This window comes from Hallella sp., from assembly GCF_037460745.1.
Classification (GTDB): domain Bacteria; phylum Bacteroidota; class Bacteroidia; order Bacteroidales; family Bacteroidaceae; genus Prevotella; species Prevotella faecis.
In genome coordinates this window covers 46,816-69,437 of sequence record NZ_JAXVAE010000057.1, presented here as the reverse complement: position 1 = coordinate 69,437, position 22,622 = coordinate 46,816, and the positions used below count along the sequence as shown (strand labels likewise).

The window sequence follows — 22,622 nt, the reverse complement described above, 5'->3', positions numbered from 1 at the left end:
TTAAAAATTTATCGCTATGGGTAAAGTAAAAATTAAGAAAGCAGACGTCTGGATCGATATGACTCCTATGTCCGACGTGATGGTGCTTTTGCTGACCTTCTTTATGTTGACATCAACATTTACGAAGAGTGAGCCAGTGAAAGTGGAAACGCCGGGATCTGTGTCTGAGATTAAAGTTCCAGATAAGAATGTCCTGAATATCCTTGTCGGTAATGACGGCAAGATTTTCATGAACATGGACAAGGTGTCGGATGTGCAGGTCGTCCTCGACGATATTACCGGACAGTTCGGTATCTCGCTGACTGCCGCCCAGCGCGCCAAGTTCCTTGACGACCCCATGTGGGGTGTTCCAATGAGCGAGCTCGAGGGGTATCTGAATCTGAGTAAGTCAGATATGCCTGAGGCTATCAAGAAGTATGGTATCCCAACGGACTCTGTCCCTGGTAAGGAGGGCGAGGCTGCCATGAGCGAATTCCAGCTGTGGGTGAAGGCCGCACATCAGGCTAACCCCGAAGCTAAGATCGCTATCAAGGCCGACATCAAGACACCGTACAAGGTAGTGAAGAAGCTCATGTCGGAGCTCCAGGACATGAATGAGAACCGTTACTATTTGATTACTCAATATAAGAAAGCGGAGGACGAATAAATGTCAGCAGGAAAAAGCAAACAGAAGAAGATGAACGTCCGCGTAGACTTTACGCCTATGGTGGACATGATGATGCTTCTTATCACGTTCTTCATGCTCTGTACGTCTTTGGCTAAGCCGCAGACTATGGAATTGAGTATGCCAAGTAACGATAAGAACTTGCAGGATCAGGATAGGACCGTGACAAAGGAATCGTACACCATTACGATTTATTGCTGCGCAAACAACCAGATCTATTATGTTGCTGGACTGATTAAGCCCGAGAAGCCCGAGTGCTTGCAAAAGACTACTTGGGGAAGCAAGGGTATCCGTCAGGTCCTGATCAACCACGTCACTGAGGATGGAACCTCTCCTGTGCAGGATGTCATGAAGGCCAAGCAGGCTCTCGATGACCAGCGCACAAAGCTTGAGAGTGAGGGTAAGAAGATGGACGATTCAACCTATAACGCCTCCTTGGCTAAGATCAAGGCTGGTAATATCAATGGTAAGAAGATCCAGACCATGACCGTCATCATCAAGGCTACGGACAATTCTACCTACAAGAACTTGGTTGACGCTCTCGATGAAATGCAGATTTGCAGCATTGGTAAGTATGTGATTGATAAGATGAATGCCGACGACGAGGCTCTTCTCAAGAAGAACAACGTCAAGGAGTAAGTCAAAGGTCTAAATCATTAATAGTTTAAGAAAATGGCAAACATTGATTTAACAACGAACGGTTGGACCGATCTTGTCTTTGAAGGACGTAATAAGGAATACGGCGCATATAAGCTCCGTAGACAAACTCCTAGGAGAAACATCTATGCAATCGTTATCATTGCGATCATCGCTTTGGTCCTTATCGGTGTCTATGTGGCTAAAACAGCTTACGACCAGTACCAACTGAACCACCAGAAGAACGAACAGGTTACTGAGATCTCGCAGATCAACCAGCCTAAGAAGAAGGCTGAGGTGAAGCGTAAGGAGATCCAAATTCCTGAGAAGAAACAAGAGGTGGTTAAGGAGGTTAAGTCTTCTATCAAGTTTACGGCTCCTGTTATCAAGAAGGATAACGAGGTGAAGCCCGAGGATGAGATGAAGACCCAGGAGGAGTTGATGCAGACCACCACAGCCATCGGTGCTTTGGACGTTAAGGGTAACAGTGAGACTGGTGAGGTGCTGAAGGTGACACAGCGTGTTGCCGATGAGCCTATCGCCGCTCCGAAGCCCGAAGTAGAGAATAAGGTCTTTGAGGTCGTTGAGCAGCAGGCTTCGTTCCCCGGTGGTGAAGCCGCCCTGTTCAGATACCTGAACGATAACATCAAGTACCCTGCAGTGGCTCAGGAAAATGGTATTCAAGGCCGTGTTACCGTATCGTTCGTCGTTGAGCGTGATGGCTCAATCACTGACGTGAAGGTGGAGCGTGGCGTTGACCCGTCTCTTGACCGCGAGGCTACTCGTGTCGTGAAATCTATGCCTCACTGGATTCCTGGTAAGCAGAACGGTAATGTCGTTCGCTCACGTTTCAGACTTCCTGTGACCTTCAGACTCAGCAACTAATTGTATGAAGAAATCAACATCTTACTTTTTCGTAGGATTAACACTGTTCGCCGGTCTTTGCTTTTCTTGTTCTGATAACAAGAAGGGCAAAGACGGTCGAACTGATACTTACTCATCAGGGGCGATCTCTTTCGTCTCTGATGAAAGTTTTAGTCCCATTATTGAGGAAGAGCGTACGGTCTTCCAATTCGATTATCCCCAAGCTAAGGTTACTCCTGTGTATACCAACGAGTCGGATGCTATCAATCGTCTTTTGGATGGCAAGGCTTGGTTGGCTTTTGCTGCTCGTGACTTCAAAGCGTCTGAGCTTCAAAACTTGCAGGCAAGGAACTTTAGGCCTGTGTCGATCAAGGTGGCTTACGACGCCTTGGCCTTCATTGTGAACAAGGCCAGTAGCGACACAATTATTTCTGTTCAGGACATCATGAATGTTATGAGTGGAAAGGCCACTAAGTGGAGCGACATTTCCAATGGAGCATCAAGTGGCACCATCACTGTTGTATTCGACAATGCTAAGTCGAGCACAGTCCATTACGTTGAAGATTCCATACTTGGCGGTAAGCCGATCACCAATCCCAATGTGGCTGCGGTGAACAAGACTGCCGAGGTGATTAAATATGTTGAGGAAAACCCTGGCGCGATTGGTGTTATTGGTAACAATTGGCTTAACGATAAGCACGATTCTACCAATCTCACTTTCAATAAAAACATTCGCGTCATGCGGGTCAGCAAGGTTCATCCTGCCACACCGGCGAGCAGCAGGTTGCCTTACCAATATTACATCTATAATGGTGAATATCCTCTCGTGAGAACCATCTATGCGCTTCTGAATGATCCGCGCCGTGGCTTGCCTTGGGGCTTCGCTCACTTCATTGAGGGGCCAAAGGGTCAGCGCATCGTGATGAAGGCTGGTTTGCTTCCCGTTTTGGGTCAGATCAATGTGCGGGATGTTAATGTAAGTCAATAAATAAAACTTTTGGTCTCATTCATCGTCTGCTTTATAAAGAAACCATTATTTAAAAGTCAGACAAGAGAGAATAAGAATTTTTGAGAACAACAACCCCATTAACGTTTAGAATTATGAAGACTATTAAATATGTATTGATGGGTGCTTTGCTGTTTGGTGCAGCAGCCCCTGGTATGGCTCAAGACGACAACAAGGCCGTTATCGAGCAGGTAGTGAGTGTTATCAAGGCCAAGCCTGCAAATCTCAGCGATCAGGTGAAGGACTTTGGCAAGAAGTACAAGAAAAACACAGAGGTTCTCTTGGCCATTGGACGTGCATTCTTGGAGCAGAAGGATCTCGTAAATGCTCGTGATTTCGCAGAGCGTGCTTTGGCTCGCGACAACAAGAACGCACATGTATGGTTGCTGAAGGGTGATATTGCTGTTAGTGATAACAATGGCGGTGACGCTGCTGTTGCTTATCAGAACGCCATCTATTTTGACCCGAAGGAACCCGATGGTTATTATAAGTATGCGATGGTTCAGCGTGGTGTTGACCCTGCTGGTGCCGCCCAGGTGCTTGAGGATCTTCGCCAACAGCGCCCCGACTATCCTGTTGATCAGTTGATTGGTCATATTTTCTTCAATGCACAGGACTACCAGAAGGCTGCTGACGCTTTTGCTAAGGTGTCTGATGTTACTAAGATGAAGCCTGAGTACATCACTGAGTATGCTACTGCTACTTGGTTGCTCGGTCATCGCGAGCAGAGTATTGAGGTTTGTAAGGCTGGTCTCTCTGTAAATCCTCGTAAGGCTGCTTGGAACCGTATCGCTTTCTACGACTATACTGACTTGAAGAAGACGGATGAGGCTTTGGCTTATGCCGACAAACTCTTCAATGCCAGCGATTCTGCCCACTTCATTGCAGAGGACTATACATATCATGGTACAGCCTTGCTGCAGGCTAAGCGTTGGGATGATGCTATTCATGCTTTTGAGAAGGCTTTGGAGCTTAATGAGGGCAACAATAAGCAGAAGAGCATCATCAACAAGAACCTCTCTGACGTGTATCTGCAGAAGGGTGATTTCGATAATGCCGTCGCTTATTTTGAGAAAAGTATGGAAGGCTCTGAGAAGCCGACTATGGATCAGCTCGACAACCTTGGCTCACTCTATGCCGATATTGCCTCTAAGAAATTGAAGGCTGAGGATAAGGCGGGTTCTGATGAGGCTTTCCGCAAAGCTGATGGTGTTTATGCTCGCATGCTGGAGTTGTATCCCAACTACGCTAACTATTGCAATTACATGCGTGGTCAGGTTAACGCCAACCTCGATCCCGATAGCAAGGAAGGTCTTGCCAAGCCTTATTATGAGGCGCTTGCCACCTCGTTGGAGGCAAAAGCTGAGAAGCAGTCAAGCGAGATCGCCATGTTGAAGCAGGCTTACCTGTACCTTATCGTTTACGATTTCAATGTGCTTCAGGACAAGGCTGCCGCTAAGGCTGTTTCAGAGAAACTCCTGGCCGTAGACCCTGAGAACGCTGTGGCTAAGCAAGTGATGGCTATGTAATTTCGTTATCATGGCGGCTTCAAATGGCTGCTACCCCAATAATATGAGCGGGGTGCATCTCTAATGATGAGAGATGCACCCCGCTTTCATTTTCTTGATAGTGTAGGGAATCTTCTTGGACTTATTGCACTCGCAAGGCTTGCACGTTACCGATTGGTTTTCGCTATCGTAGGGTATCTTCCTGTTTCTTTAGCACTCACAAGAGAGCCTGCTAGTGAACAATGTACTGTTAGCCTTTTACAAACCTGAGAACCTCAGGGCTTATGCTGAACGATGTGAAATGGAAGGCAAAACAAAAGCCCAACCTGAAACCAGGCTGGGCTATATGTCTTTCTGATGATTGCTTATCAGAACTTACTCGGCGAGGCTGATTGCCTCGTTCGGGCATACAGAAGCGCAAGTACCGCACTCTGTGCACTCGTCAGGATTGATTTTGTAGATGTCGCCCTCAGAGATAGCGCCAACGGGGCACTCATCGATACATGTACCGCAAGCAACGCAGTCATTACTAATTACGTAAGCCATAATAATAAAATGTTTATTGTTAATACTGTTTTGTTAATTCGCAATCGTTCGACAACCTTTGCTGTTGTCTTTTTATTGTTTTGCAAAGATAGTCAATTTCCCCATAATACCTACAAATGATGAAGATTTTTTTTGCGATTTAACATTCGCTACTAAAAAATGAGGGTAGGGCGTTTGCCAAACAATAAATTGCGTGCTGCGTGCGTTATTCCTTATATGAAGCGAATATTGTGCCTTTTTATGCTCTCCCTGCTTGTGATTCGCGTGGCGTGTGGGCAGGAGCGTACGGTTGAGAACCGACCGTATACCGATTTGCGTAAGTTCCATTTCGGCATTCTTGTTGGTACCCATTTACAGGACCTTGAGTTCAACAATGTGGGTCCTCAGCTCATTACCAATGTCGATGGCACCCAGCAGCAATATGTGATCACCTGCGACCAAGACCGTTGGGATGACGGTTTCAATGTGGGTGTGTTGGGTGAGCTGCGTCTTAATCGCACCTTCCAGTTTCGCATCGCTCCGGCCATGTATTTCGGAACCCGTCACATCTCGTTTCATAATATGGACACCAGCGCCCCCGACTCTATGTTGGCGCGCAACCAGACGTTGAAGACCGCCTATTTCTCATGTGCCCTTGATTTAATTGCTGCTTCGCCCCGTTTCAATAACCATCGTCCATACGTAATGGTGGGTCTTAATCCCGTCATTAACTTGAGCGGCTCTAATGACGATTACCTAAAACTCAAGCGTTACGACCTTTTCCTGGAAGCCGGCATCGGTTGCGACTTTTACCTTCCTTTCTTCAAGGTCAGACCTGAGTTGAAGTTCATGTACGGCCTCACAAACAGTCTCGACACCGATCACGCCTCACAGATTCGCGACCGTTCGATGTTGCCCTATGCCATGTCGGTTAATAAGGCTCGATCGAAGATGATAGCGCTGACCTTCTATTTCGAGTAACCCGCTTGCGAGTTCTTTCCGAGGGCTTTACGGTAGGCTTGAATGATGGGGTCGGTGCCCTCTGCATCCATCCGCTTAAAGATCTTCTCCAATTTTTTCGTCTGTTTCTTTATGCGTCGCAATCGAGGGTCCACAGTGTCTGCCATACTGAAGTTGATTCCCCTGATGGGGTTTCGCAGTTCAAACTCCTTCCGGGCCTCTTTTGTCCATCGCTTCACGCTCTCTGTGAGTTGCTTGTTGCGATATACGCCGTGCACCACAATCTCTCCGATGTTGTTGTAGTCCTGCATCAGCGGGATGGAGTCGGCAGTAAGTGAGGCCGGAATGGCCAACGACACATAGCCAGTCGCACTGATGTGCAGTGTGTCGAAGCGCTCGGGGATGAACGCCTCGCCAAGAATTGTCGACGCCTCCGCTTCCTTGTGGTCCACCCACACCAATGCGTCCCTCACGGGCTCGTTTCGCTCAGGGTCGTAAACGGTGATGCACCGTTGAGCTTGCGCAGCCATGGAAGAGGCCAGCAGCGTTATGATGATCCATGATTCCTTCATGTTTCTTTTGTCTATGTGATGTTGTTTGTAAGCAATTACAAAGGTAATGCAATTTGCATAGAGTGCGAAACGATTTATCCCATTTCTTTTTCCCCCATTCGTTCATTAGCCTTTTAACCAAATCGTTCATTAGCTTTTCGTCTTGTTTGTGTTTGCTTTGAGCGAGTCGAGACAGTTGCACCCAAAGCTACTGGCTAAGTCGTAACGACCGTGAAAACTGACGCCGAGTGAAACGATCGTTAGAGATGAAAGGGCCCAATAACATCCCAATAATCTCCTTGTTTCAGTTTAATAGCCTATTTTGTGGTAACCATAATCAATCCTTATAATTGCTACAAATGCCTGCGCCTAACTTGACTTGTGACATTTTAACGTTTCAAAAACAACGAAATTGCTCAATTATTAGGCATGGTTTGTCTAAAAATGATTAACTTTGCAGCCTAATCGAATAACGTACGTATTTACATGGCTGAAACAAAGAAGATCAAGACTGCGCTTATCTCAGTCTTCCACAAGGATGGATTGGAGGAAATCCTTGCCAAGTTACATGAAGAGGGTGTTGCTTTCCTGAGCACAGGTGGCACACAGAAGTTTATTGAGGGTTTGGGTTATCCTTGCCAGAAGGTAGAAGACGTAACCACCTATCCTTCTATTTTGGGTGGTCGTGTGAAGACCCTTCACCCGAAGATTTTTGGAGGAATCCTTGCTCGACGCGACAATGAGGGCGACCAGCAGCAGATGGCCGAGTACGATATTCCTTCTATCGATTTGGTCATTGTCGACCTTTACCCGTTTGAGCAGACCGTGGCCAGTGGAGCCTCTGATGCCGACATCATCGAGAAGATCGATATTGGTGGCATTTCTCTCATCCGTGCAGGAGCCAAGAATTTCAAAGATGTGGTTATCGTGCCCAGCAAGGCCGAGTATGGCATGTTGCTCGATGTGCTGAAGGCTAAGGGCGCACAGACCGATTTGGAGGATCGCAAGCAGTTCGCAGAGCGTGCTTTTGGCGTCAGCAGTCATTACGACACTGCCATCCACAATTGGTTTGCTAAGTAGTTTCGGGCACAGAACTTAATAAAGAACATGGGATTTTTTTCATTTATTCAAGAGATCGCTATGGATCTCGGTACCGCCAACACCATCATCATCAGCGATGACAAGATTGTTGTTGACGAACCGTCAGTGGTAGCCTTGGATCGCCGCACCGACAAGATGATTGCTGTGGGTGAGAAGGCTAAGATGATGTACGAGAAGACACACGACAATATCCGTACCATCCGTCCGTTGCGCGATGGAGTCATTGCCGACTTCACCGCTTGCGAGCAGATGATGCGTGGCCTGATTAAGATGGTCCACACGGGTTCGCGCCTGTTCTCTCCGTCGTTGCGTATGGTCATTGGTGTACCCTCTGGTTCAACGGAGGTGGAGCTTCGTGCTGTTCGCGACTCGGCCGAGCATGCCGATGGTCGTGATGTTTACCTCATTTTTGAGCCTATGGCAGCAGCCATTGGCATTGGTATCGACGTCGAGGCCCCAGAGGGCAACATGATTGTTGATATCGGCGGTGGCTCCACCGAGATCGCCGTCATCTCGTTGGGTGGTATTGTGAGCAATAACTCCATCCGTATCGCTGGTGACGATCTGACGGCCGACATCCAGGAGTATATGAGCCGTCAGCACAACGTGAAGGTTTCTGAGCGCATGGCTGAGCGTATCAAGATCCACGTGGGATCGGCCCTGACCGACTTGGGCGACGAGGCTCCCGAGGATTATGTGGTGCATGGTCCTAACCGCATCACAGCACTTCCCATGGAGGTGCCTGTGTGCTATCAGGAAATTGCTCACTGCTTGGATAAGACTGTGGCCAAGATTGAGAATGCCGTGCTTTCGGCCCTCGAGGCTACCCCGCCTGAGCTCTATGCCGATATCGTGAAGAACGGTATCTATCTCACCGGTGGTGGTGCGTTGCTGCGTGGTCTCGACCGTCGTTTGAAAGACAAGATCAACATTCCTTTCCACATTGCAGAGGATCCGCTCCACAGCGTGGCAAAGGGCGCTGGCATCGCTTTGAAGAACGTCAATCGCTTCTCATTCTTGATGAGATAAGTTTTTGTTTGAGCAGTGCGTAATCTATTAGAATTTCTTGCACGCTACAACCATTGGCTTCTCTTCGTCCTCCTTGAGGTGATAGGTGTCGTGCTGTTGTTCCAATACAACAGCTATCAGGGCAGTGTGTGGTTCTCATCCGCCAATGCCGTTGCTGGCAAGGTGCTGAGTTGGGACGCTAAGGTGGAGTCTTTCTTCTCCATGTCGAAGGCCAACCAAGAGCTCACACAACGCAACCTCTATCTCGAGCAGCAGGTAAAAATGCTCTCGGGACAATTGGGTGAGGCCACCAAGGACAGCGGATGGGTTCATCGCAACCAGTTGTCCCTGCTTCGTTCGTTCAAGTTGATACCCGCCAAGGTGGTTAGCAACTCGGTCGATCGTTACGACAACCTTCTCACCATCGACAAGGGCAGTGCCGACGGAGTGCGTAAAGACATGGGCGTTGCCTGCGGCCAAGGGGTCGTGGGCATCGTCTATATGGTTTCCACCCATTATTCGGTCGTCATTCCCGTTCTCAACACCTCGTCGAACATTAGTTGCCGCATCCGAGGCCGTGGTTATTTCGGTTATCTCCATTGGAATGGGGGCGACCCTCGTTTGGCCTATATTGAGGATGTTCCTCGTCACGCCCATTTCCGTCTTTACGAATGGGTGGAGACCAGTGGCTACTCGTCGGTTTTTCCACCGGGCATTGCTGTGGGCAAGATTCTCCATGTTTACAACTCGCCTGATGGTGTGTCCTATCGTTTGCAGGTCGAGTTGGCCACCGATTTTGGCAACCTGAGCGATGTGTGTGTGGTCGATAATGAGCCTATGTTGGAACAGATAGACATCATGCGCTCGGCGCGTGACTCCTTGAAACTGAAAGATGGAAAGTAATTAGGGATGAACATTGATTTCTTTAAGCGGTTGTTGCTCTTTCTTGCCCTGTTGTTGGTGCAAGTGTTGGTGCTGAACAATATCCATTTGTTCGATTGCGCTACACCGTTGCTTTACGTCTATTTTGTCGTTAGTTTCCAGCGGGGATACCCCCGTTGGGCTATCTTGTTGTATAGTTTTCTCTTGGGCCTTTGTGTGGACATTTTTGCCGACACGCCTGGTGTCGCTACTACCTCGCTGACTCTTGTGGGCTTCTTGCAGCCCTATGTGCTCGAGTTGTTCATGCAACGCGACGATGATGAGAACTTCCAACCTGCTATCTACTCTATGGGTCCGCTGACCTTCTTCTATTATTCCCTGTTGTTGATGTTGGTCTATTGTGTGGTCTTCTTTACCCTCGAGACCTTCTGTTTCTTCAATTGGGTACAGTGGTTGCTGAGCATCGGGGGCAGTTTGGTGCTTTCCGAAGTATTGCTCATCGTTGTTGATGGCATTAGGAAGAAGTAATATTGATGAAGGATTTTAATCTCGACAATCGCCGTTATGTCATAGGTGGTGTAGCCGTAATTATTGTAACGATCTACATCATCCGCCTTTTTACGTTCCAGCTCCTCAGCGACGACTACCGTAAGAGTGCCGACTCCAATGCCTTCCTCAAGCGCATTGAGTTTCCCTCGCGTGGTGTTATTCGCGACCGCAATGGTAAGTTGTTGGTGTTCAACCAGCCGGCCTATGACATTATGGTGGTGATGAACGAAGCCAAGGGACGTCTCGACACGCTCGATTTATGTCAGACGTTGGGCATTACCAAGGAGTATTTCATCAAGCGCATGGATGAGATCAAGGACCGCAACAAGAATCCTGGATATTCGCGTTTCACCCAACAGCTCTTCATGAGCCAGATCAACGATAAGGACTACAGTGTCTTCTATGAGAAGATGTTCCGCTTTCCTGGTTTCTATGTGCAGAAACGCACCGTCCGCCAGTATGAATATCCCTATGCCGCCCATATCCTTGGCGATGTGGGTGAGGTGTCGCCGTCCGATATTGAAGACGACGAATACTATCAGGCCGGCGATTATATCGGTAAGTTGGGTGTTGAGCGTAGCTACGAGAAGCAGCTTCGCGGTGAGAAGGGCGTTCAGATCCTCTTGCGCGATGCTCATGGTCGCATCCAGGGCAAGTATCAGAAGGGACGGTTCGACCGTCGTCCGCAAGCCGGCCACGACCTGACATTGGGAATCGACATCAATCTTCAAGCCACCGCTGAGCGTATGTTGGAAGGAAAGATAGGCGCCATTGTGGCTATCGATCCTCAAACCGGACAGGTCTTGTGCATGGCCTCTTCGCCCTCCTACGACCCTCGGTTGTTGGAAGGACACAATCGCAGCAAGTACCACTCCTACCTGTCGCGCAACACGTGGAAGCCTTTGCTTAATCGCGCCATCATGGGACAGTACCCACCGGGCTCCACGTTCAAGACCACGCAAGGATTGACCTTCCTGTCTGAAGGCATCATCAATAGCCATACCGTGTTCCCCTGCCATCGTGGCTTCTCTTATAAAGGCTTGCATGTGGGATGCCACAGTCATGCGGCGCCCTTGGCCATCGTGCCTGCCATTAGCACGTCTTGCAACGCCTTCTTCTGTTGGGGACTGTATTACATGATGTCCAATCGTCGTAAGTACGGCACGGTGCAGAACGCCATGAACACCTGGCGCGACTACATGGTGAGCATGGGTTTTGGCTACCGCTTGGGCATCGACCTTCCTGGTGAGAAACGCGGACTCATACCCAACGCTGGTTTCTACGACAAGGCTTACAAGGGCTCTTGGAACGGCCTGACGATCATCAGTATCAGTATTGGTCAGGGCGAGGTTAACCTCACGCCGTTGCAGATCGCCAACCTGGGTGCCACCATCGCCAACCGCGGCTATTATTATGTGCCTCATGTGGTGAAATCCATAGCGGGCGTGCCGCTCGACACGCTCTATACCAACCGCCACTACACACGTGCCACACGACGCTCCTACGACATCATTGCGGCAGGCATGCGCTCGTCGGCCTTGGGTGGTACGTGCCGCATGCTCGCATCGTTGCCCTTTGCAGCGTGTGGAAAGACAGGTACGGCCCAGAACCGTGGTCACGACCACTCCGTCTTTATGGGTTTTGCACCTATGGACAATCCGAAGATTGCAGTGTCGGTTTATGTTGAGAATGGTGGATGGGGAGCCGATTACGGTGTTCCCATGGGAAAGGTCATCATGGAACAGTATATCATGGGTAAGTTGAGCGAGGCCGGTGAACGCCTTGCCACTGAAATGCAAAAACGTAGAATTGGATATGGAAATGCAGAACGATGACAAGCAGCAGCCCAGTGTGCTTCGCAGTCTTGACTGGTGGACGATAGGCATCTACCTTGCGTTGCTCGCGTTTGGGTGGATCAGTGTCTGCGGAGCCAGTTACACGTATGGCGAGACCGATATTTTCAGTTTCGCCACCCGTTCGGGTATGCAGATCATATGGATAGGCACGTCGCTCGTCCTGGGCTTTGTGTTGCTCATGCTCGACGACCGTTTCTACGACACCTTTGCCTATGTCATCTACGCCTTGTTGTTGCTGCTGCTCTTTGTAACCATCTTCAACCCTCATGAAATTAAGGGTTCACGGTCGTGGCTGGTGCTGGGCCCCCTTCGCCTGCAGCCTGCCGAGTTTGCCAAGTTTGCCACGGCGCTTGCTGTGGCCAAACTCATGAGCACCTACGGTTTCGACATCCATAAGCCCAAGCATCTCGCTACGGCTATGGCGCTCATACTCTTGCCCATGCTGTTCATTGTGGGGCAACGCGAAACTGGTTCCGCGTTGGTCTACCTTTCGTTCTTCCTGATGCTGTATCGTGAGGGCATGCCAGGCGGCATCCTCTTTACGGGAGTGGCCATGGTGGTTTATTTTGTGGTAGGCATCAAGTACGAACAGGTGTGGTTGTTGAATACGCCCACGTCGCTTGGTAAGTTTGTTGTGCTGCTCTTGGTGCAAATGTTCACCTCGGCCATGGTCTTTGTATATTGCAAGGAGAAGGAGCGTGCCATTCGTGTAGGTCTCATCTCGCTTTCCATCACGGTCGTAGCGTTGCTTTTCTCCCTCTATGTCATACCGTTCGATGTAGTGTGGGTCCAGTTGATCGTGTGTGCCTGCCTTGTGGGTTACTTGGTCTATGAGGGCTTGTCCACGCAAATTGTCCATTACCTGCTTATCGCTTTGTTCTCCGTGGGTTCCATCGCGTTCTTCTATAGCGCCGATTATCTGCTCAATAATGTGATGGAGCCCCACCAGCGTGTGCGCGTCAATGTGTTGTTGGGTCTCGATGAAGACTTGGCTGGAGCAGGCTATAATGTCCATCAGAGTGAGATTGCCATTGGTTCCGGAGGTCTTCGTGGTAAGGGTTTCCTCAATGGAACGCAGACCAAGTTGCGCTTTGTTCCTGAGCAAGACACCGACTTTATCTTCTGTACGGTGGGCGAGGAAGAAGGTTTTTTGGGATCAGCTGGCGTGTTGCTGCTGTTCTTGGCGCTTATCTTGAGGCTCATTCATTTGGCCGAACGGCAACCGTTCAAGTTTGGGCGGGTCTATGGTTACTGTGTGCTAAGCGTCTTCCTGTTCCATCTTTTCATCAATGTGGGCATGGTGTTGGGCCTAACGCCAGTTATTGGCATACCGTTGCCCTTCTTTAGTTACGGTGGATCGTCGTTGTGGGGTTTCACCATCCTGCTCTTCATCTTTCTACGTATAGATGCCGCTCGCAACCTTGTGCGCAGCTAAGAACGAGTGAGGGCCCCCTATCAAGTCATGAGGCCATTTGGGTTCAACCAACATGATCTTTACTAAAAGGCGACCTGCCGCATCGCAAAGTCATTCGACTTGTGGTGCGGCAGGTCGCCTTTAGTGCTATCTTTTATCCGGCTCATCCGACATTTGGAGTGATTTGAATTGCGCATCACATCTAATAGCTCTGGCCTCAGACGGCTTTCACAACGAATAGTTAATTTAGCCTCAGACGGCGTAACAACGAATTTCTCTCGAATTTTCGAATTTTTCCAAATTGCGTTAGCTAAATTCGTTCAAATTGGTAATCGTAAAACGATTATATCAATTCGTTAATTCGTTCAATTCGTTGTTACCGCGTCTGAGCGTAAATACTCACGTGTGATATTTTTCACTCCAAATGTCGGATGATCCTTTTATCCCCAATGATTGTTAGGGTTTTATTGCCTTCTCTCCAGTTCGATGCCAATGTCCGACACGCCTGGCAGTATTTCGCGCTTCATGTCGTGGCGAACGGTGATGTGCAACGAGTCGTTCTCATTGAGTTGCATGAGCGATACGGGGAAGTGGTATTGGTAATAGCTTACGCCTTTGCCCCTTACCTGTCCGTCCTTGCCCATCAGTGGGCAGTTGATGGTGTCTATTACCGTCTTGTTGGCGGGTAGCACCGTCTGCTCCACAATGAGCGTCATGCTGATGAAGGGAAATGCGTTGTTGATGCGCAGTCCCATGCTGGTGGCGTACAATCCTTGTTTGGCCAAGGGTGGAACTTCAAATTTCAGCGTGTCGATCTTCTCCCATCCGGCAATGGGCGTGTGGTTGTAGTGGTCGTAGACTTTGTTGCCCGTACACGCTACACATAGCACGCCTGCCATGAGGAATGCCATTATGTGTTTCATGCGTTCTCCTTTGGGGTAGGTTGTCCTTGTGGCTTGCTTGGCTGTGGATTGGCACCCTGCTGCGGCTTGGCACTTTGCTGGGCTTTGGCTGGTTGCTGCTGGTTGGCCGTTTGCTGTGGCTTGCCATTGGGTTGCTGTGGCTTAGCCCCCTGTTGGGGCTGCTGTTGCGCCTCGCCCTTGGGCACATTGGTACGGTTGGGCTTGTTGGTGCGGTTGGGCTTGTTGCGTCGTTTCTGTTGGTTTCCGTTGCGCGGAGCCTCGCCCTGCGGCGCATCCTGACGCGGCGCGTTTCCTTGTTGGTTGGTTTGTGCGGGTCGGTTGTCGGCTTTCGGCTTGTGGCTCTTCTGGCCGCCCTTCTTCTTTCGTTTCGACTTGTCGAATCTGCTCAGGTCTGCATCTGCCAGCAGGTCGATGGGCTTCTTGGCTTCCTTCGCCCTGTCGTCCTCTTGCAGCGAGAGCGGTTTCTCACCTTGTCGGTTCATGGCGATGACCTCCTTGGCGCGCTCGGCAGTTATTGTTTCGAGGTTTACAGCCAGGTTCTTGTCCGACGAGTAGGTGCAGAGCCCTGCCAGGATGTCGGTTTTGAAGAGGAAGAAATCGCAGTCTTGCGTTTGCAGTATAGCGTCCTTGGGCGGCAATTTGCGTCCAGCCTCCATGTAATCGTCCACCTCATAGTTGAGGCAGCATTTCAACTTGGCGCACATGCCAGCCAATTTCTGTGGGTTGAGCGAGATGTCTTGGAAGCGTGCGGCGTTGGTCGACACGCTCGAGAAGTTCTTCATCCATGTGGCGCAGCACAACTCGCGTCCGCAAGGTCCTGTTCCACCGATGCGTCCAGCCTCCTGTCGCGCTCCGATCTGCTTCATCTCAATGCGCACGTGGAATGTGGCAGCCAAGTCTTTGATGAGCTGACGGAAGTCCACACGTTCGTCGGCGATGTAGTAGAATATGGCTTTGTTTCCATCGCCTTGATATTCCACGTCGCCAATCTTCATCTGCAATCCGAGGCGTTTGGCGATCTGTCGGCTCTCGATCATGGTGTTGTGCTCGCGCGCCTTGGCCTCATGGTATTTCTCCATGTCCACAGGCTTCGCTATGCGATAGATGCGTCGTATGTCGTCGGCCGATTTGAGGTTGGCCTTTTTGATCTGCAAATGTACAAGGCGTCCGGTGAGCGTCACCACGCCGATGTCGTGTCCGGGATTGGCTTCCACAGCCACAATGTCGCCCTTTTGCAACCTGAGGTTATTGACATTGTGGTAATATCCTTTTCGCGTATTCTTGAACTGCACCTCCACCAAGTCGGTCGACTCGGCGTTGCCGGGTACATCGGCCAGCCAGTCGTAGGTGTTGAGTTGCTTGTCCTGTCGCCCCACAGCGGCGCTGCAGAGTCCACGGTCGCATCCCGTACATGTATTATTGTTCATGATAATTGTTTTTAGATGTGATAAAAGGTATCATCTCCTAAGGAGTATGATCATATTGAGAGCCAAGTTGAAGAACTGAATCTTCGCATTGGCGTTCTGTCCGATGTCGCGGTGTGTGCGTTGTAGCATTTCAGCCATTTCCACCACATTGCGCTCATTGATGAATCGCGCGAAGTGTTGGCTAAACTTTTCCTCTTCCTGCGTCATGTAGTTGAGCGCTGGTTGCTGAAAGTTGAACATGAAGTTCTCGCGCACCAAGTGCAGGAAATAGGTCAACATGCGCCGTTGCTTCTCTCGTCCCAGACCGGCCACATTGTCGCTCCAATTCTTCAGACCTTTCATTTCGCGCATGTACGCTTGTCGCATGAGGTTCACGAAGAGGTCGAAAAACTGTCGGTTTTCACTGTCGCTGTCGAGCTCCTCCATGGCTTTCAGCCAGTTGCCGCATGCCGTATGTGCCACGCGTTGCGCCATGTCGGCGTCCAGTCCGCGCCTGCTGATGAGCGCCTGCTCCATGTCGGGCGTGTCGATGCGGTGCACGTCGAATCGCTGCACGCGACTGCGAATGGTCTCCAGCAGCCGTTCAGGCTCCTCGCTCACCAAGAGAAACACCGTTTGCGAAGGCGGTTCCTCCAACAGTTTGAGCAGTTTGTTGGCACTGGTTATATTCATTCGCTCAGGCAACCATATTAGGCTTACCTTGTATCCGCCCATTGCCGACTTCATGTTCAGCACGTGTGCGAGCGCATCGCTTTCCGCCTCGAAGATCGCGGCTTGCTGGTTTTCGGCATCCATGGCCGTCATCCATTGGTCCATGGTGAAGTAGGGCGTCTTGCCGATCAGCGTTCGCCACTCCTTTGCAAAGTCGTCGCTGGTTATCTTTCGGTCGCTCGACGCGCCCTTGGGGCGTATCACGGGGTATGAGAAATGGAGGTCGGGGTGTTGCCATTTGCCCAGCATCGCCTCAGCGTTGGCCGTGGCGGCGTTGTTGGTCAGCAGCGAGTGGCCGTCGTGCCGCTCGCCCAGGAGGTAGGAGGCGAAGGCCAGGGCCAATGCCAGTTTGCCGCTTCCCGCCGGCCCGTTGAACATCAGGGCGTGTGGGACGCGTTGCTCCTCGACAAGTTGCAACAACCTGCCGATGGCTTCGCTTTGACCGATGACTTCGCTAAACTGCATATCTTATAGTAGGTTTTTGGTTATTTGTACCACGCTGTCCATGGCCGACACGGTGTAGAAGTGTATGTCTCTCACACCGTGCGCATAGAGTTCCTTACACTGTGTCGTGGTCCATTCCACTCCGAGCGCCTTGGCTTCCTCGTCGGTTTTGCACTTCACGGCTTCGGTAGCCAGCTCTTGTGGCATGTCGCAGTGGAACGTCTTGGGCACCTGTGTTATCTGTGTGAGTTTGGCAAACGGCTTAATGCCGGGCACGATAGGCATGGTGATGCCCATCTCCCTTGCCTTCTTCACAAACGCAAAGTATTTCCTGTTGTCGTAGAACAGTTGTGTCACGGCGTAATCAGCTCCGAGGTCTTGCTTCTCTTTCAGGTATTTCATGTCCATCTCGAGGTTAGGCGCCTCCTCGTGCTTCTCGGGATAAGCCGCCACGCCGTAGTGGAAGGGCTTTCCGGGGTTGCGCATCTCCGATCCGTCGATGAAGCGTCCGGCGTTGAACTCGTTCACCTGACGTATCAGGTCGGTGGTGTGCGTGTGTCCGCCGGGAGTGGCGGTAAACATGCGGTCCTCCTTGGCCTTGTCGCCACGGAGCAGCAACACGTTCGTGATGCCTAAGAATTGGAGGTCGATGAGCTCGTATTCGATCTTCTCGGCTGTCGTACCGCTGCAGATGACGTGTGGGATGACGGGCACCCCATAGCGTTTCTGAATGGCGGCGGCCACTGCGATGGTTCCCGGTCGGCGGCGCAAGCGCAACCGTTCATATTGTCCATCCTCCCGTTCACGATAAACATATTCGCTGTGATGTGTTGTGATGTTGATGTAGAGCGGGTCAAGATCGCCCAGCTTGTCGATGTTTCGAAACAGCGTTTCTGTTCCGTTGCCCTTCAGTGGGGGCAGCACCTCAAAGGAAAATCGGTGCGCATTTGTGTTGTCGTTGAGTAAGTCTATGACGCTCATGAACTTTTGTCATTGATGTATTATCCGCTACAAAGTTAACAAAAAAGTTTCATAATCATTCGTTTGTAGTCCATTTTTCCACAATTCGTCAACGCAAGCGCTCTGTGTGATTGGGTGGTTGCTCCTGTTGCTGTGGTTTTTCTCGTTGAAAAGCGGCGTAAATGTTGTGGTCTTCCGCAACTATTGCGTATCTTTGCATACACTAACCATTCCATAAATATGACAGAAGGATACAAGCAACAAGAGTATCATGGTCCGGTGAAGCGTTATTGCCAGACCATGGATTTGAAAGACAACCCCGAGTTGATTGAGCGCTATTGCAAGGCCCATAGCGAGCAAGAGTTTTGGCCCGTCATTGGCGAGGGTATCCGTGCGTGCGGCATCCTCGAGATGGAGATTTACATCTTGGGCAACCGATTGTTCATGATCGTTGAGACGCCCATCGATTTCAATTGGGACGAGGCCATGGCCAAACTGTCAACCTTGCCGCGCCAGCAGGAATGGGAAGATTTCGTGGCTGTGTTGCAAGGCTGCCAGGCCGGACAAACCAGCGATGAGAAGTGGAAGATGATGGACCGCATGTTCCATCTTTACTAAACCTCCATCCGACGTAAACACCCTTGTCTCACCCTCGTTCGGCATCCACCAGGTTGGTGAGCTGGCCGAAGTGGGTGATACGTGCGAGGCGTGGATGGTCGTACTCCTCTGTTTGCTCGTGTCGCCAGATGCTGGTGAAGGGTATATGCACGGCCCATCCTCCGAGCTGCAACACGGGCTCTATGTCCGACCGGAACGAGTTGCCCACCATGAGCATGTGGTCGATCTGCGTATCGAAGAGGCGGCATAGCTTGGCATATTCGGCCTGTGTCTTGTCGCTCACCACCACCACATCATCGAACAGCGGTGCGAGGTTCGAGCGCCTTACCTTGTTCTGTTGGTCGAGCAGGTCGCCCTTCGTAAACACCACCATGGCATAGCGCCCCGACTGCCGCAGCGCCTCCAGCGTGGGGCGCACCTCGGGCAGGGGTGTGGCGGGCAGTGTGAGCAGCGATTTTCCCAGTTCCACGATGCGCAGCACATCGGCCGCGGCAATCTGTCCGCGACTCACCTTTACCGCGTTTTCCACGAGCGATAGGGTGAACGCCTTGCTTCCGTAGCCCAGCAGTGGCATGTTGGCCGTTTCCGTTTGGAAGAGCATTTCGGCCACGGTGGGTTCATCGGCGTAGGGCGCCAGCAGTTGTGCGTATGCCTTTTCCACATTGTCGAAATGGCCTTGGCAGTCCCATAGTGTGTCGTCGGCGTCGAAGGCAAGGAGCCTGATGTCCTTGTCGGCCAATTGTTTGATATCTAAGTTGTTGTCGTTCATGTTATAGGGAGTGGAAGCGGGCGTTTGCCCAGGCTTGCTGAATGGTTATTACTTTTCCTTGTTCATCTTTGGCAGGAACACGGCGCCGATGCCTATCAGTGGCAGCAACGTGCTGATTTTCAGAACGCTGTCGATGCCCCATGCGTCGGCAATGTATCCGAAGAGGGCGCTTCCCACACCAGCCGCTCCAAACGAGAGGCCGTAGAACAGTCCGGCCACGATGCCCGTGTGATGGGGCATGAGATCGGTGGCAAATACGAGGATAGCCGAGAAGGCCGATGCCATGACCATGCCGATCACTACCGACAGCACGATGGTGGCCCAAAGGTTGGTAAGGTAGGGTAGGGCGATGGTGAACGGGGCGGCGCCGAAGATGGAGAACAGGATGACGCTCTTCCGTCCATAGTTGTCGCCTATCCATCCTCCCACCAGTGTTCCCACCACCTGCGAGGCGAGAAAGACAAACAGGCAGTATTGCGATGTTTGCACCGTCACGCCAAACTTGTCGATGAGGAAGAACGTGTAGTAGTTGGTCATGCTCGCCGTGTAGAAGTTCTTGGAAAACATGAGGATGAACAGCAGCACCACGAAGAATATCTTCCACCTCATGGTGTATGTCTTGGCGGTACTCCAGGTCACGGCGTTCACCTTGCGGTGGTTGGCCAAAGCCTTCACGTGCCACCGTCCCACGTAGTAGAGCACACTCGATGCCACCACGGCAATGATGGCAAACCAGCGCACGGCATGCAGTCCGTGGGGTATGATGATGAGTGCTGCCAAGAGCGGTCCGATGGCGTATCCGCCGTTGCCTCCCACCTGGAAGATGCTCTGCGCCAAGCCTTTCCTGCTTCCGGCTGCCACCTGTGCCACCTGCGACGCCTGGGGGTGGAATATCGATGATCCACATCCCATCAAGGCCACCGCCAGCATCACCATGGCGTAGCTCGTGGCCATCGACAGGATGAAGATGCCGGTGAAGGTGAACAGCATGCCCACGGCCAGTTGCCATGAGTGGTGGTGCTTGTCGGCATAGATGCCCACGAGGGGTTGTATCACCGATGAGGTGACTTGCAGGTTGAGCGTCAGCAGGCCGATCTCCACAAACGACAGGTTCAGTTCCTCCTTCAGCAGTGGGTAGATGGCTGGGAGCATCGACTGCATGGTGTCGTTGAGCAGATGGCAAAAGCAAACGGCGAACAGGATCATGAATGCGGTGTCGCCTGCCGTCTTGCTGGCTTGTGCTTTCGAAAAGAGCATAATCTGTTTACTGGTTGGGCTTGTTAATCTCTTGGGAAGGACCACCTTCAGGCGTTTCCCTCCCTATCTGTTTTTCACTGCAAAGTTATAAAGAAAACCCCAATGCCAAAAGTTTTCTCTCAACGAAAATGCTTGTTGTGGGCCCACCTGCAAAAGCGCGTGTCTTTCGTTTGGTGTAGCTTAAGGTAACGCCCCCAGCCTTTGTGCGATATGCTCTGTTCGATATTTTGGTGCAAAAGTTGTGTGGCGTTTTTTGTTGAACCAGCCAACGAAACGGTCGATTTTCCGTGTTCACCGTCCCTGCTCTGAGCCGTGCGCGTGCCGTTAGGCATCTTCCGTTTTGCGATACCTACCTAACCGCACCTCGAAAGGCCATGTTTCGAGGCGCGAAAGACCATGTTTCGTCCCACGGTTAGGCATGTTTCGCAAGAGAGAATGTTAAAAATAAGGCGACAAATATAATCTTGTTGAGATAACTTGTTAGCTGTCAGATTGTTATGTGATTGCGCTGAGAATGGCGTATTTCCGGTCAATCCTTCTGTCGTCGCCACCAACCATGTAGATTTCAATATAGATTGTTGCCATAATTCGCATCTCGCCCCCACCAAATGAGATCTATCCAACAATCCTGGTGATTTGAGTTTCATCTCACCTCTCATAACTTCTACCTCAGACGGCGCCGCTCGGCCTTAACAATTAAAATCTCATGACCCAATTGCGTTAAAGAGTGGGGGATAGGGCGTGGTTTCGATAAAAAGCCGTAATTTCGCAGATGGATGGAGGAAGCAATAGAATGAACGAAACAAAACCGACATGACGCCCATGAAAAAGATTACCCAATATGTTAAGAGAGCCTGTCTGCTAACGGTAGTGGCCGTGGCAGGTGGCCTATGCCTTTCCCCAGAAGGTGCCACAGTCTCAGCGCAGACTGTCGACGATGCGCCAGCGCGCTATAGCGTGGGCTATTACCGCGACAATGCCTTCCTACGCAATGACTCCAACTTCACCGTAGTCGACACCCAGTTGGAGTGGCCCGAGGCCATCGACTTTGCCGACCTCCGCCCGCTGCAAACGGCGCTCGACTCCATACTTTTCGAATCTGCCACGCCCGATGGACAACAAGCCTATACCCAATTCAAGCAGCGCATGGGCCAGCCCGTCACAGGCCAACTCGCATTTCTCCCAGACGACCGTCGCTTTTGCTATGTCACCACCACTGTTCGCGTAAAAGCCTATCAGCCCCGGCAATGGCTTTGCATGGAGCTTCATCAACGGGTGGAGCCCCAACCCTTGTCGCCTCTTGCAGCACGCGATATCTATCGCATCCTTACTTTCGACCTGCTGACCGACCGGGTGATGCAAACCGAGGATCTGCTGCGTGTGGCCCGACTTGGCAACCTCGACCAGGAGAGCTTTGCCATCCTCTTCGAGCAGCTTAGCGATCGTCAGTTCTATGGTTTGAAGAAGGCCGATGTGGATGGTGTTTGGATCGATGGCACCACGCAAACCGTGGGTATGCACATCGCTTGCGCCACCGACGATGAGGCGTTTGCCTATGAGCGTGTGCTGCCCATCCGCTCCATGACAACCCTTCTCACGCGCGACGCCAAGCGCCTTATGGGTCGCAAGCAATCGGATCGCCAGCCCGTCTTCACCCCGATGCGACTCACCTGGGAGGGCGACTCCATATATAATAAGGTGGATAAGATGCCGTCGTTCACAGGCGGGCGTGAGGCGCTCAACCATTACCTCACCACCATCAGCCTTTTTGATCGCTCCACCGACTCCACGGCACATGGTGAGGCCATTGTGGCTTTTGTGGTCGACAAGCAAGGCCACCCCTGCGATGTGCACGTGGTGGAGCCAGTCAGTCCTATGGCCGACCGCCATGCCGTAACCATCGTGAAGGGCATGCCGCGTTGGCAACCGGGTAGCCATCAGGGGCGTGCGGTGCCCGTCAGGGTCTACCAACGTTTCCAGTATTGATGA

At 51.2% G+C, this 22,622-nt stretch carries 22 protein-coding genes; 14 read left to right on the top strand and 8 right to left on the bottom strand.

The features are described from left to right. Positions 1-16 precede the first annotated feature (16 nt). From WKK33_RS02090 to WKK33_RS02070, 5 genes are all read left to right on the top strand, one after another. Positions 17-646, top strand: coding sequence for a biopolymer transporter ExbD (locus WKK33_RS02090; RefSeq protein WP_337468594.1), 630 nt, complete (start codon positions 17-19; stop codon positions 644-646). Further along, complete coding sequence (locus WKK33_RS02085) at positions 647-1,303, top strand: biopolymer transporter ExbD (protein ID WP_337932259.1); 657 nt, start codon at positions 647-649, stop codon at positions 1,301-1,303. It abuts the gene before it with no gap. A 33-nt stretch (positions 1,304-1,336) separates the two neighbouring features. After that, complete coding sequence (locus WKK33_RS02080) at positions 1,337-2,185, top strand: energy transducer TonB (protein WP_337932257.1); 849 nt, start codon at positions 1,337-1,339, stop codon at positions 2,183-2,185. A 4-nt stretch (positions 2,186-2,189) separates the two neighbouring features. Beyond that, a complete protein-coding gene (locus tag WKK33_RS02075; RefSeq protein ID WP_337932256.1) occupies positions 2,190-3,152 on the top strand; it encodes a substrate-binding domain-containing protein in 963 nt (320 codons plus the stop codon). Between the two features lie 113 nt (positions 3,153-3,265). After that, positions 3,266-4,699 carry a tetratricopeptide repeat protein gene (locus WKK33_RS02070; protein WP_215759371.1) on the top strand — a complete coding sequence of 478 codons (1,434 nt, stop codon included), beginning with the start codon at positions 3,266-3,268 and terminating at the stop codon, positions 4,697-4,699. A 354-nt stretch (positions 4,700-5,053) separates the two neighbouring features. On the opposite strand, the gene WKK33_RS02065 is transcribed toward WKK33_RS02070, so the two are convergent. Further along, a complete protein-coding gene (locus WKK33_RS02065; RefSeq protein ID WP_215759370.1) occupies positions 5,054-5,224 on the bottom strand; it encodes a 4Fe-4S binding protein in 171 nt (56 codons plus the stop codon). Positions 5,225-5,440: 216 nt separating this feature from the next. Between WKK33_RS02065 and WKK33_RS02060 the strand changes: the two genes are divergently transcribed. Continuing rightward, the gene (locus WKK33_RS02060) at positions 5,441-6,184 is read left to right on the top strand and encodes a porin family protein (protein WP_337932253.1); all 744 of its coding nucleotides are present in this window, start codon (positions 5,441-5,443) and stop codon (positions 6,182-6,184) included. On the opposite strand, the gene WKK33_RS02055 is transcribed toward WKK33_RS02060, so the two are convergent. Further along, positions 6,172-6,735: a hypothetical protein gene (locus WKK33_RS02055; RefSeq protein ID WP_337932252.1), complete on the bottom strand. Its 564-nt coding sequence runs from the start codon at positions 6,733-6,735 to the stop codon at positions 6,172-6,174. The two genes, WKK33_RS02060 and WKK33_RS02055, sit on opposite strands and share 13 nt — an antisense overlap. A 465-nt stretch (positions 6,736-7,200) precedes the next feature. On the opposite strand from WKK33_RS02055, the gene WKK33_RS02050 reads away from it, so the two are divergent. The 6 genes from WKK33_RS02050 to rodA are packed head-to-tail and all read left to right on the top strand — an operon-like array spanning position 7,201 to position 13,545. After that, positions 7,201-7,794, top strand: coding sequence for an IMP cyclohydrolase (locus tag WKK33_RS02050; protein ID WP_215759367.1), 594 nt, complete (start codon positions 7,201-7,203; stop codon positions 7,792-7,794). 27 nt (positions 7,795-7,821) lie between these two features. Then, entirely contained in the window at positions 7,822-8,844 is a 1,023-nt protein-coding gene (locus WKK33_RS02045; protein WP_215759366.1) for a rod shape-determining protein, read from the top strand. A 15-nt stretch (positions 8,845-8,859) separates the two neighbouring features. After that, positions 8,860-9,726 carry a rod shape-determining protein MreC gene (gene mreC / locus WKK33_RS02040; protein WP_215759365.1) on the top strand — a complete coding sequence of 289 codons (867 nt, stop codon included), beginning with the start codon at positions 8,860-8,862 and terminating at the stop codon, positions 9,724-9,726. Positions 9,727-9,732: 6 nt separating this feature from the next. Further along, positions 9,733-10,233, top strand: coding sequence for a rod shape-determining protein MreD (mreD, locus tag WKK33_RS02035; RefSeq protein WP_337569721.1), 501 nt, complete (start codon positions 9,733-9,735; stop codon positions 10,231-10,233). Positions 10,234-10,238: 5 nt separating this feature from the next. Beyond that, positions 10,239-12,089: a penicillin-binding transpeptidase domain-containing protein gene (locus WKK33_RS02030; protein WP_337932250.1), complete on the top strand. Its 1,851-nt coding sequence runs from the start codon at positions 10,239-10,241 to the stop codon at positions 12,087-12,089. Further along, positions 12,070-13,545 (top strand): rod shape-determining protein RodA, encoded by a 1,476-nt coding sequence (gene rodA, locus WKK33_RS02025; protein WP_215759362.1) that lies wholly within the window; start codon positions 12,070-12,072, stop codon positions 13,543-13,545. The genes WKK33_RS02030 and rodA overlap by 20 nt, the downstream gene beginning before the upstream one ends. A gap of 443 nt (positions 13,546-13,988) precedes the next feature. Here rodA and WKK33_RS02020 read toward each other — a convergent pair whose 3' ends face one another. From WKK33_RS02020 to WKK33_RS02005, 4 genes are read right to left on the bottom strand one after another with little or no spacing between them, the layout of a single operon-like run. Further along, positions 13,989-14,447, bottom strand: a complete 459-nt coding sequence (locus WKK33_RS02020) for a gliding motility lipoprotein GldH (RefSeq protein WP_215759361.1) — start codon at positions 14,445-14,447, stop codon at positions 13,989-13,991. Beyond that, a complete protein-coding gene (ricT, locus tag WKK33_RS02015; RefSeq protein WP_337636491.1) occupies positions 14,444-15,874 on the bottom strand; it encodes a regulatory iron-sulfur-containing complex subunit RicT in 1,431 nt (476 codons plus the stop codon). Before ricT ends, WKK33_RS02020 begins: the two co-directional genes overlap by 4 nt. 30 nt (positions 15,875-15,904) lie before the next feature. Beyond that, on the bottom strand, positions 15,905-17,050 hold the full coding sequence (locus WKK33_RS02010) for a DNA polymerase III subunit delta (RefSeq protein WP_215759359.1): 1,146 nt from the start codon (positions 17,048-17,050) through the stop codon (positions 15,905-15,907). Positions 17,051-17,053: 3 nt separating this feature from the next. Further along, entirely contained in the window at positions 17,054-18,010 is a 957-nt protein-coding gene (locus WKK33_RS02005; RefSeq protein WP_337932249.1) for a methylenetetrahydrofolate reductase, read from the bottom strand. A 219-nt stretch (positions 18,011-18,229) separates the two neighbouring features. Between WKK33_RS02005 and WKK33_RS02000 the strand changes: the two genes are divergently transcribed. Then, the gene (locus WKK33_RS02000) at positions 18,230-18,607 is read left to right on the top strand and encodes an L-rhamnose mutarotase (protein WP_215759357.1); all 378 of its coding nucleotides are present in this window, start codon (positions 18,230-18,232) and stop codon (positions 18,605-18,607) included. Positions 18,608-18,635: 28 nt separating this feature from the next. On the opposite strand, the gene WKK33_RS01995 is transcribed toward WKK33_RS02000, so the two are convergent. Both WKK33_RS01995 and WKK33_RS01990 read right to left on the bottom strand, forming a co-directional pair. Further along, positions 18,636-19,376, bottom strand: a complete 741-nt coding sequence (locus tag WKK33_RS01995; protein WP_215759356.1) for an HAD family hydrolase — start codon at positions 19,374-19,376, stop codon at positions 18,636-18,638. A 48-nt stretch (positions 19,377-19,424) separates the two neighbouring features. Further along, positions 19,425-20,633 carry an MFS transporter gene (locus tag WKK33_RS01990; RefSeq protein ID WP_337932247.1) on the bottom strand — a complete coding sequence of 403 codons (1,209 nt, stop codon included), beginning with the start codon at positions 20,631-20,633 and terminating at the stop codon, positions 19,425-19,427. Between the two features lie 822 nt (positions 20,634-21,455). Here WKK33_RS01990 and WKK33_RS01985 point away from each other — a divergent pair. Then, complete coding sequence (locus WKK33_RS01985; RefSeq protein WP_337932245.1) at positions 21,456-22,619, top strand: energy transducer TonB; 1,164 nt, start codon at positions 21,456-21,458, stop codon at positions 22,617-22,619. Positions 22,620-22,622 lie beyond the last annotated feature (3 nt).

Excerpts from the sequence above, each read along its gene's own strand:
- mreD (WP_337569721.1), top strand. The coding sequence starts at position 9,733 with ATGAACATTGATTTCTTTAAGCGGTTGTTGCTCTTTCTTGCCCTGTTG.
- WKK33_RS02045 (WP_215759366.1), top strand. The coding sequence starts at position 7,822 with ATGGGATTTTTTTCATTTATTCAAGAGATCGCTATGGATCTCGGTACC.
- WKK33_RS02030 (WP_337932250.1), top strand. The coding sequence starts at position 10,239 with ATGAAGGATTTTAATCTCGACAATCGCCGTTATGTCATAGGTGGTGTA.
- ricT (WP_337636491.1), bottom strand. The coding sequence starts at position 15,874 with ATGAACAATAATACATGTACGGGATGCGACCGTGGACTCTGCAGCGCC.
- WKK33_RS02065 (WP_215759370.1), bottom strand. The coding sequence starts at position 5,224 with ATGGCTTACGTAATTAGTAATGACTGCGTTGCTTGCGGTACATGTATC.
- WKK33_RS01995 (WP_215759356.1), bottom strand. The coding sequence starts at position 19,376 with ATGAACGACAACAACTTAGATATCAAACAATTGGCCGACAAGGACATC.
- WKK33_RS01985 (WP_337932245.1), top strand. The coding sequence starts at position 21,456 with ATGAAAAAGATTACCCAATATGTTAAGAGAGCCTGTCTGCTAACGGTA.
- WKK33_RS02080 (WP_337932257.1), top strand. The coding sequence starts at position 1,337 with ATGGCAAACATTGATTTAACAACGAACGGTTGGACCGATCTTGTCTTT.
- WKK33_RS02020 (WP_215759361.1), bottom strand. The coding sequence starts at position 14,447 with ATGAAACACATAATGGCATTCCTCATGGCAGGCGTGCTATGTGTAGCG.
- WKK33_RS01990 (WP_337932247.1), bottom strand. The coding sequence starts at position 20,633 with ATGCTCTTTTCGAAAGCACAAGCCAGCAAGACGGCAGGCGACACCGCA.
- WKK33_RS02060 (WP_337932253.1), top strand. The coding sequence starts at position 5,441 with ATGAAGCGAATATTGTGCCTTTTTATGCTCTCCCTGCTTGTGATTCGC.
- WKK33_RS02050 (WP_215759367.1), top strand. The coding sequence starts at position 7,201 with ATGGCTGAAACAAAGAAGATCAAGACTGCGCTTATCTCAGTCTTCCAC.
- rodA (WP_215759362.1), top strand. The coding sequence starts at position 12,070 with ATGGAAATGCAGAACGATGACAAGCAGCAGCCCAGTGTGCTTCGCAGT.
- WKK33_RS02010 (WP_215759359.1), bottom strand. The coding sequence starts at position 17,050 with ATGCAGTTTAGCGAAGTCATCGGTCAAAGCGAAGCCATCGGCAGGTTG.
- WKK33_RS02090 (WP_337468594.1), top strand. The coding sequence starts at position 17 with ATGGGTAAAGTAAAAATTAAGAAAGCAGACGTCTGGATCGATATGACT.
- WKK33_RS02070 (WP_215759371.1), top strand. The coding sequence starts at position 3,266 with ATGAAGACTATTAAATATGTATTGATGGGTGCTTTGCTGTTTGGTGCA.
- WKK33_RS02085 (WP_337932259.1), top strand. The coding sequence starts at position 647 with ATGTCAGCAGGAAAAAGCAAACAGAAGAAGATGAACGTCCGCGTAGAC.
- WKK33_RS02005 (WP_337932249.1), bottom strand. The coding sequence starts at position 18,010 with ATGAGCGTCATAGACTTACTCAACGACAACACAAATGCGCACCGATTT.
- WKK33_RS02000 (WP_215759357.1), top strand. The coding sequence starts at position 18,230 with ATGACAGAAGGATACAAGCAACAAGAGTATCATGGTCCGGTGAAGCGT.
- WKK33_RS02055 (WP_337932252.1), bottom strand. The coding sequence starts at position 6,735 with ATGAAGGAATCATGGATCATCATAACGCTGCTGGCCTCTTCCATGGCT.
- WKK33_RS02075 (WP_337932256.1), top strand. The coding sequence starts at position 2,190 with ATGAAGAAATCAACATCTTACTTTTTCGTAGGATTAACACTGTTCGCC.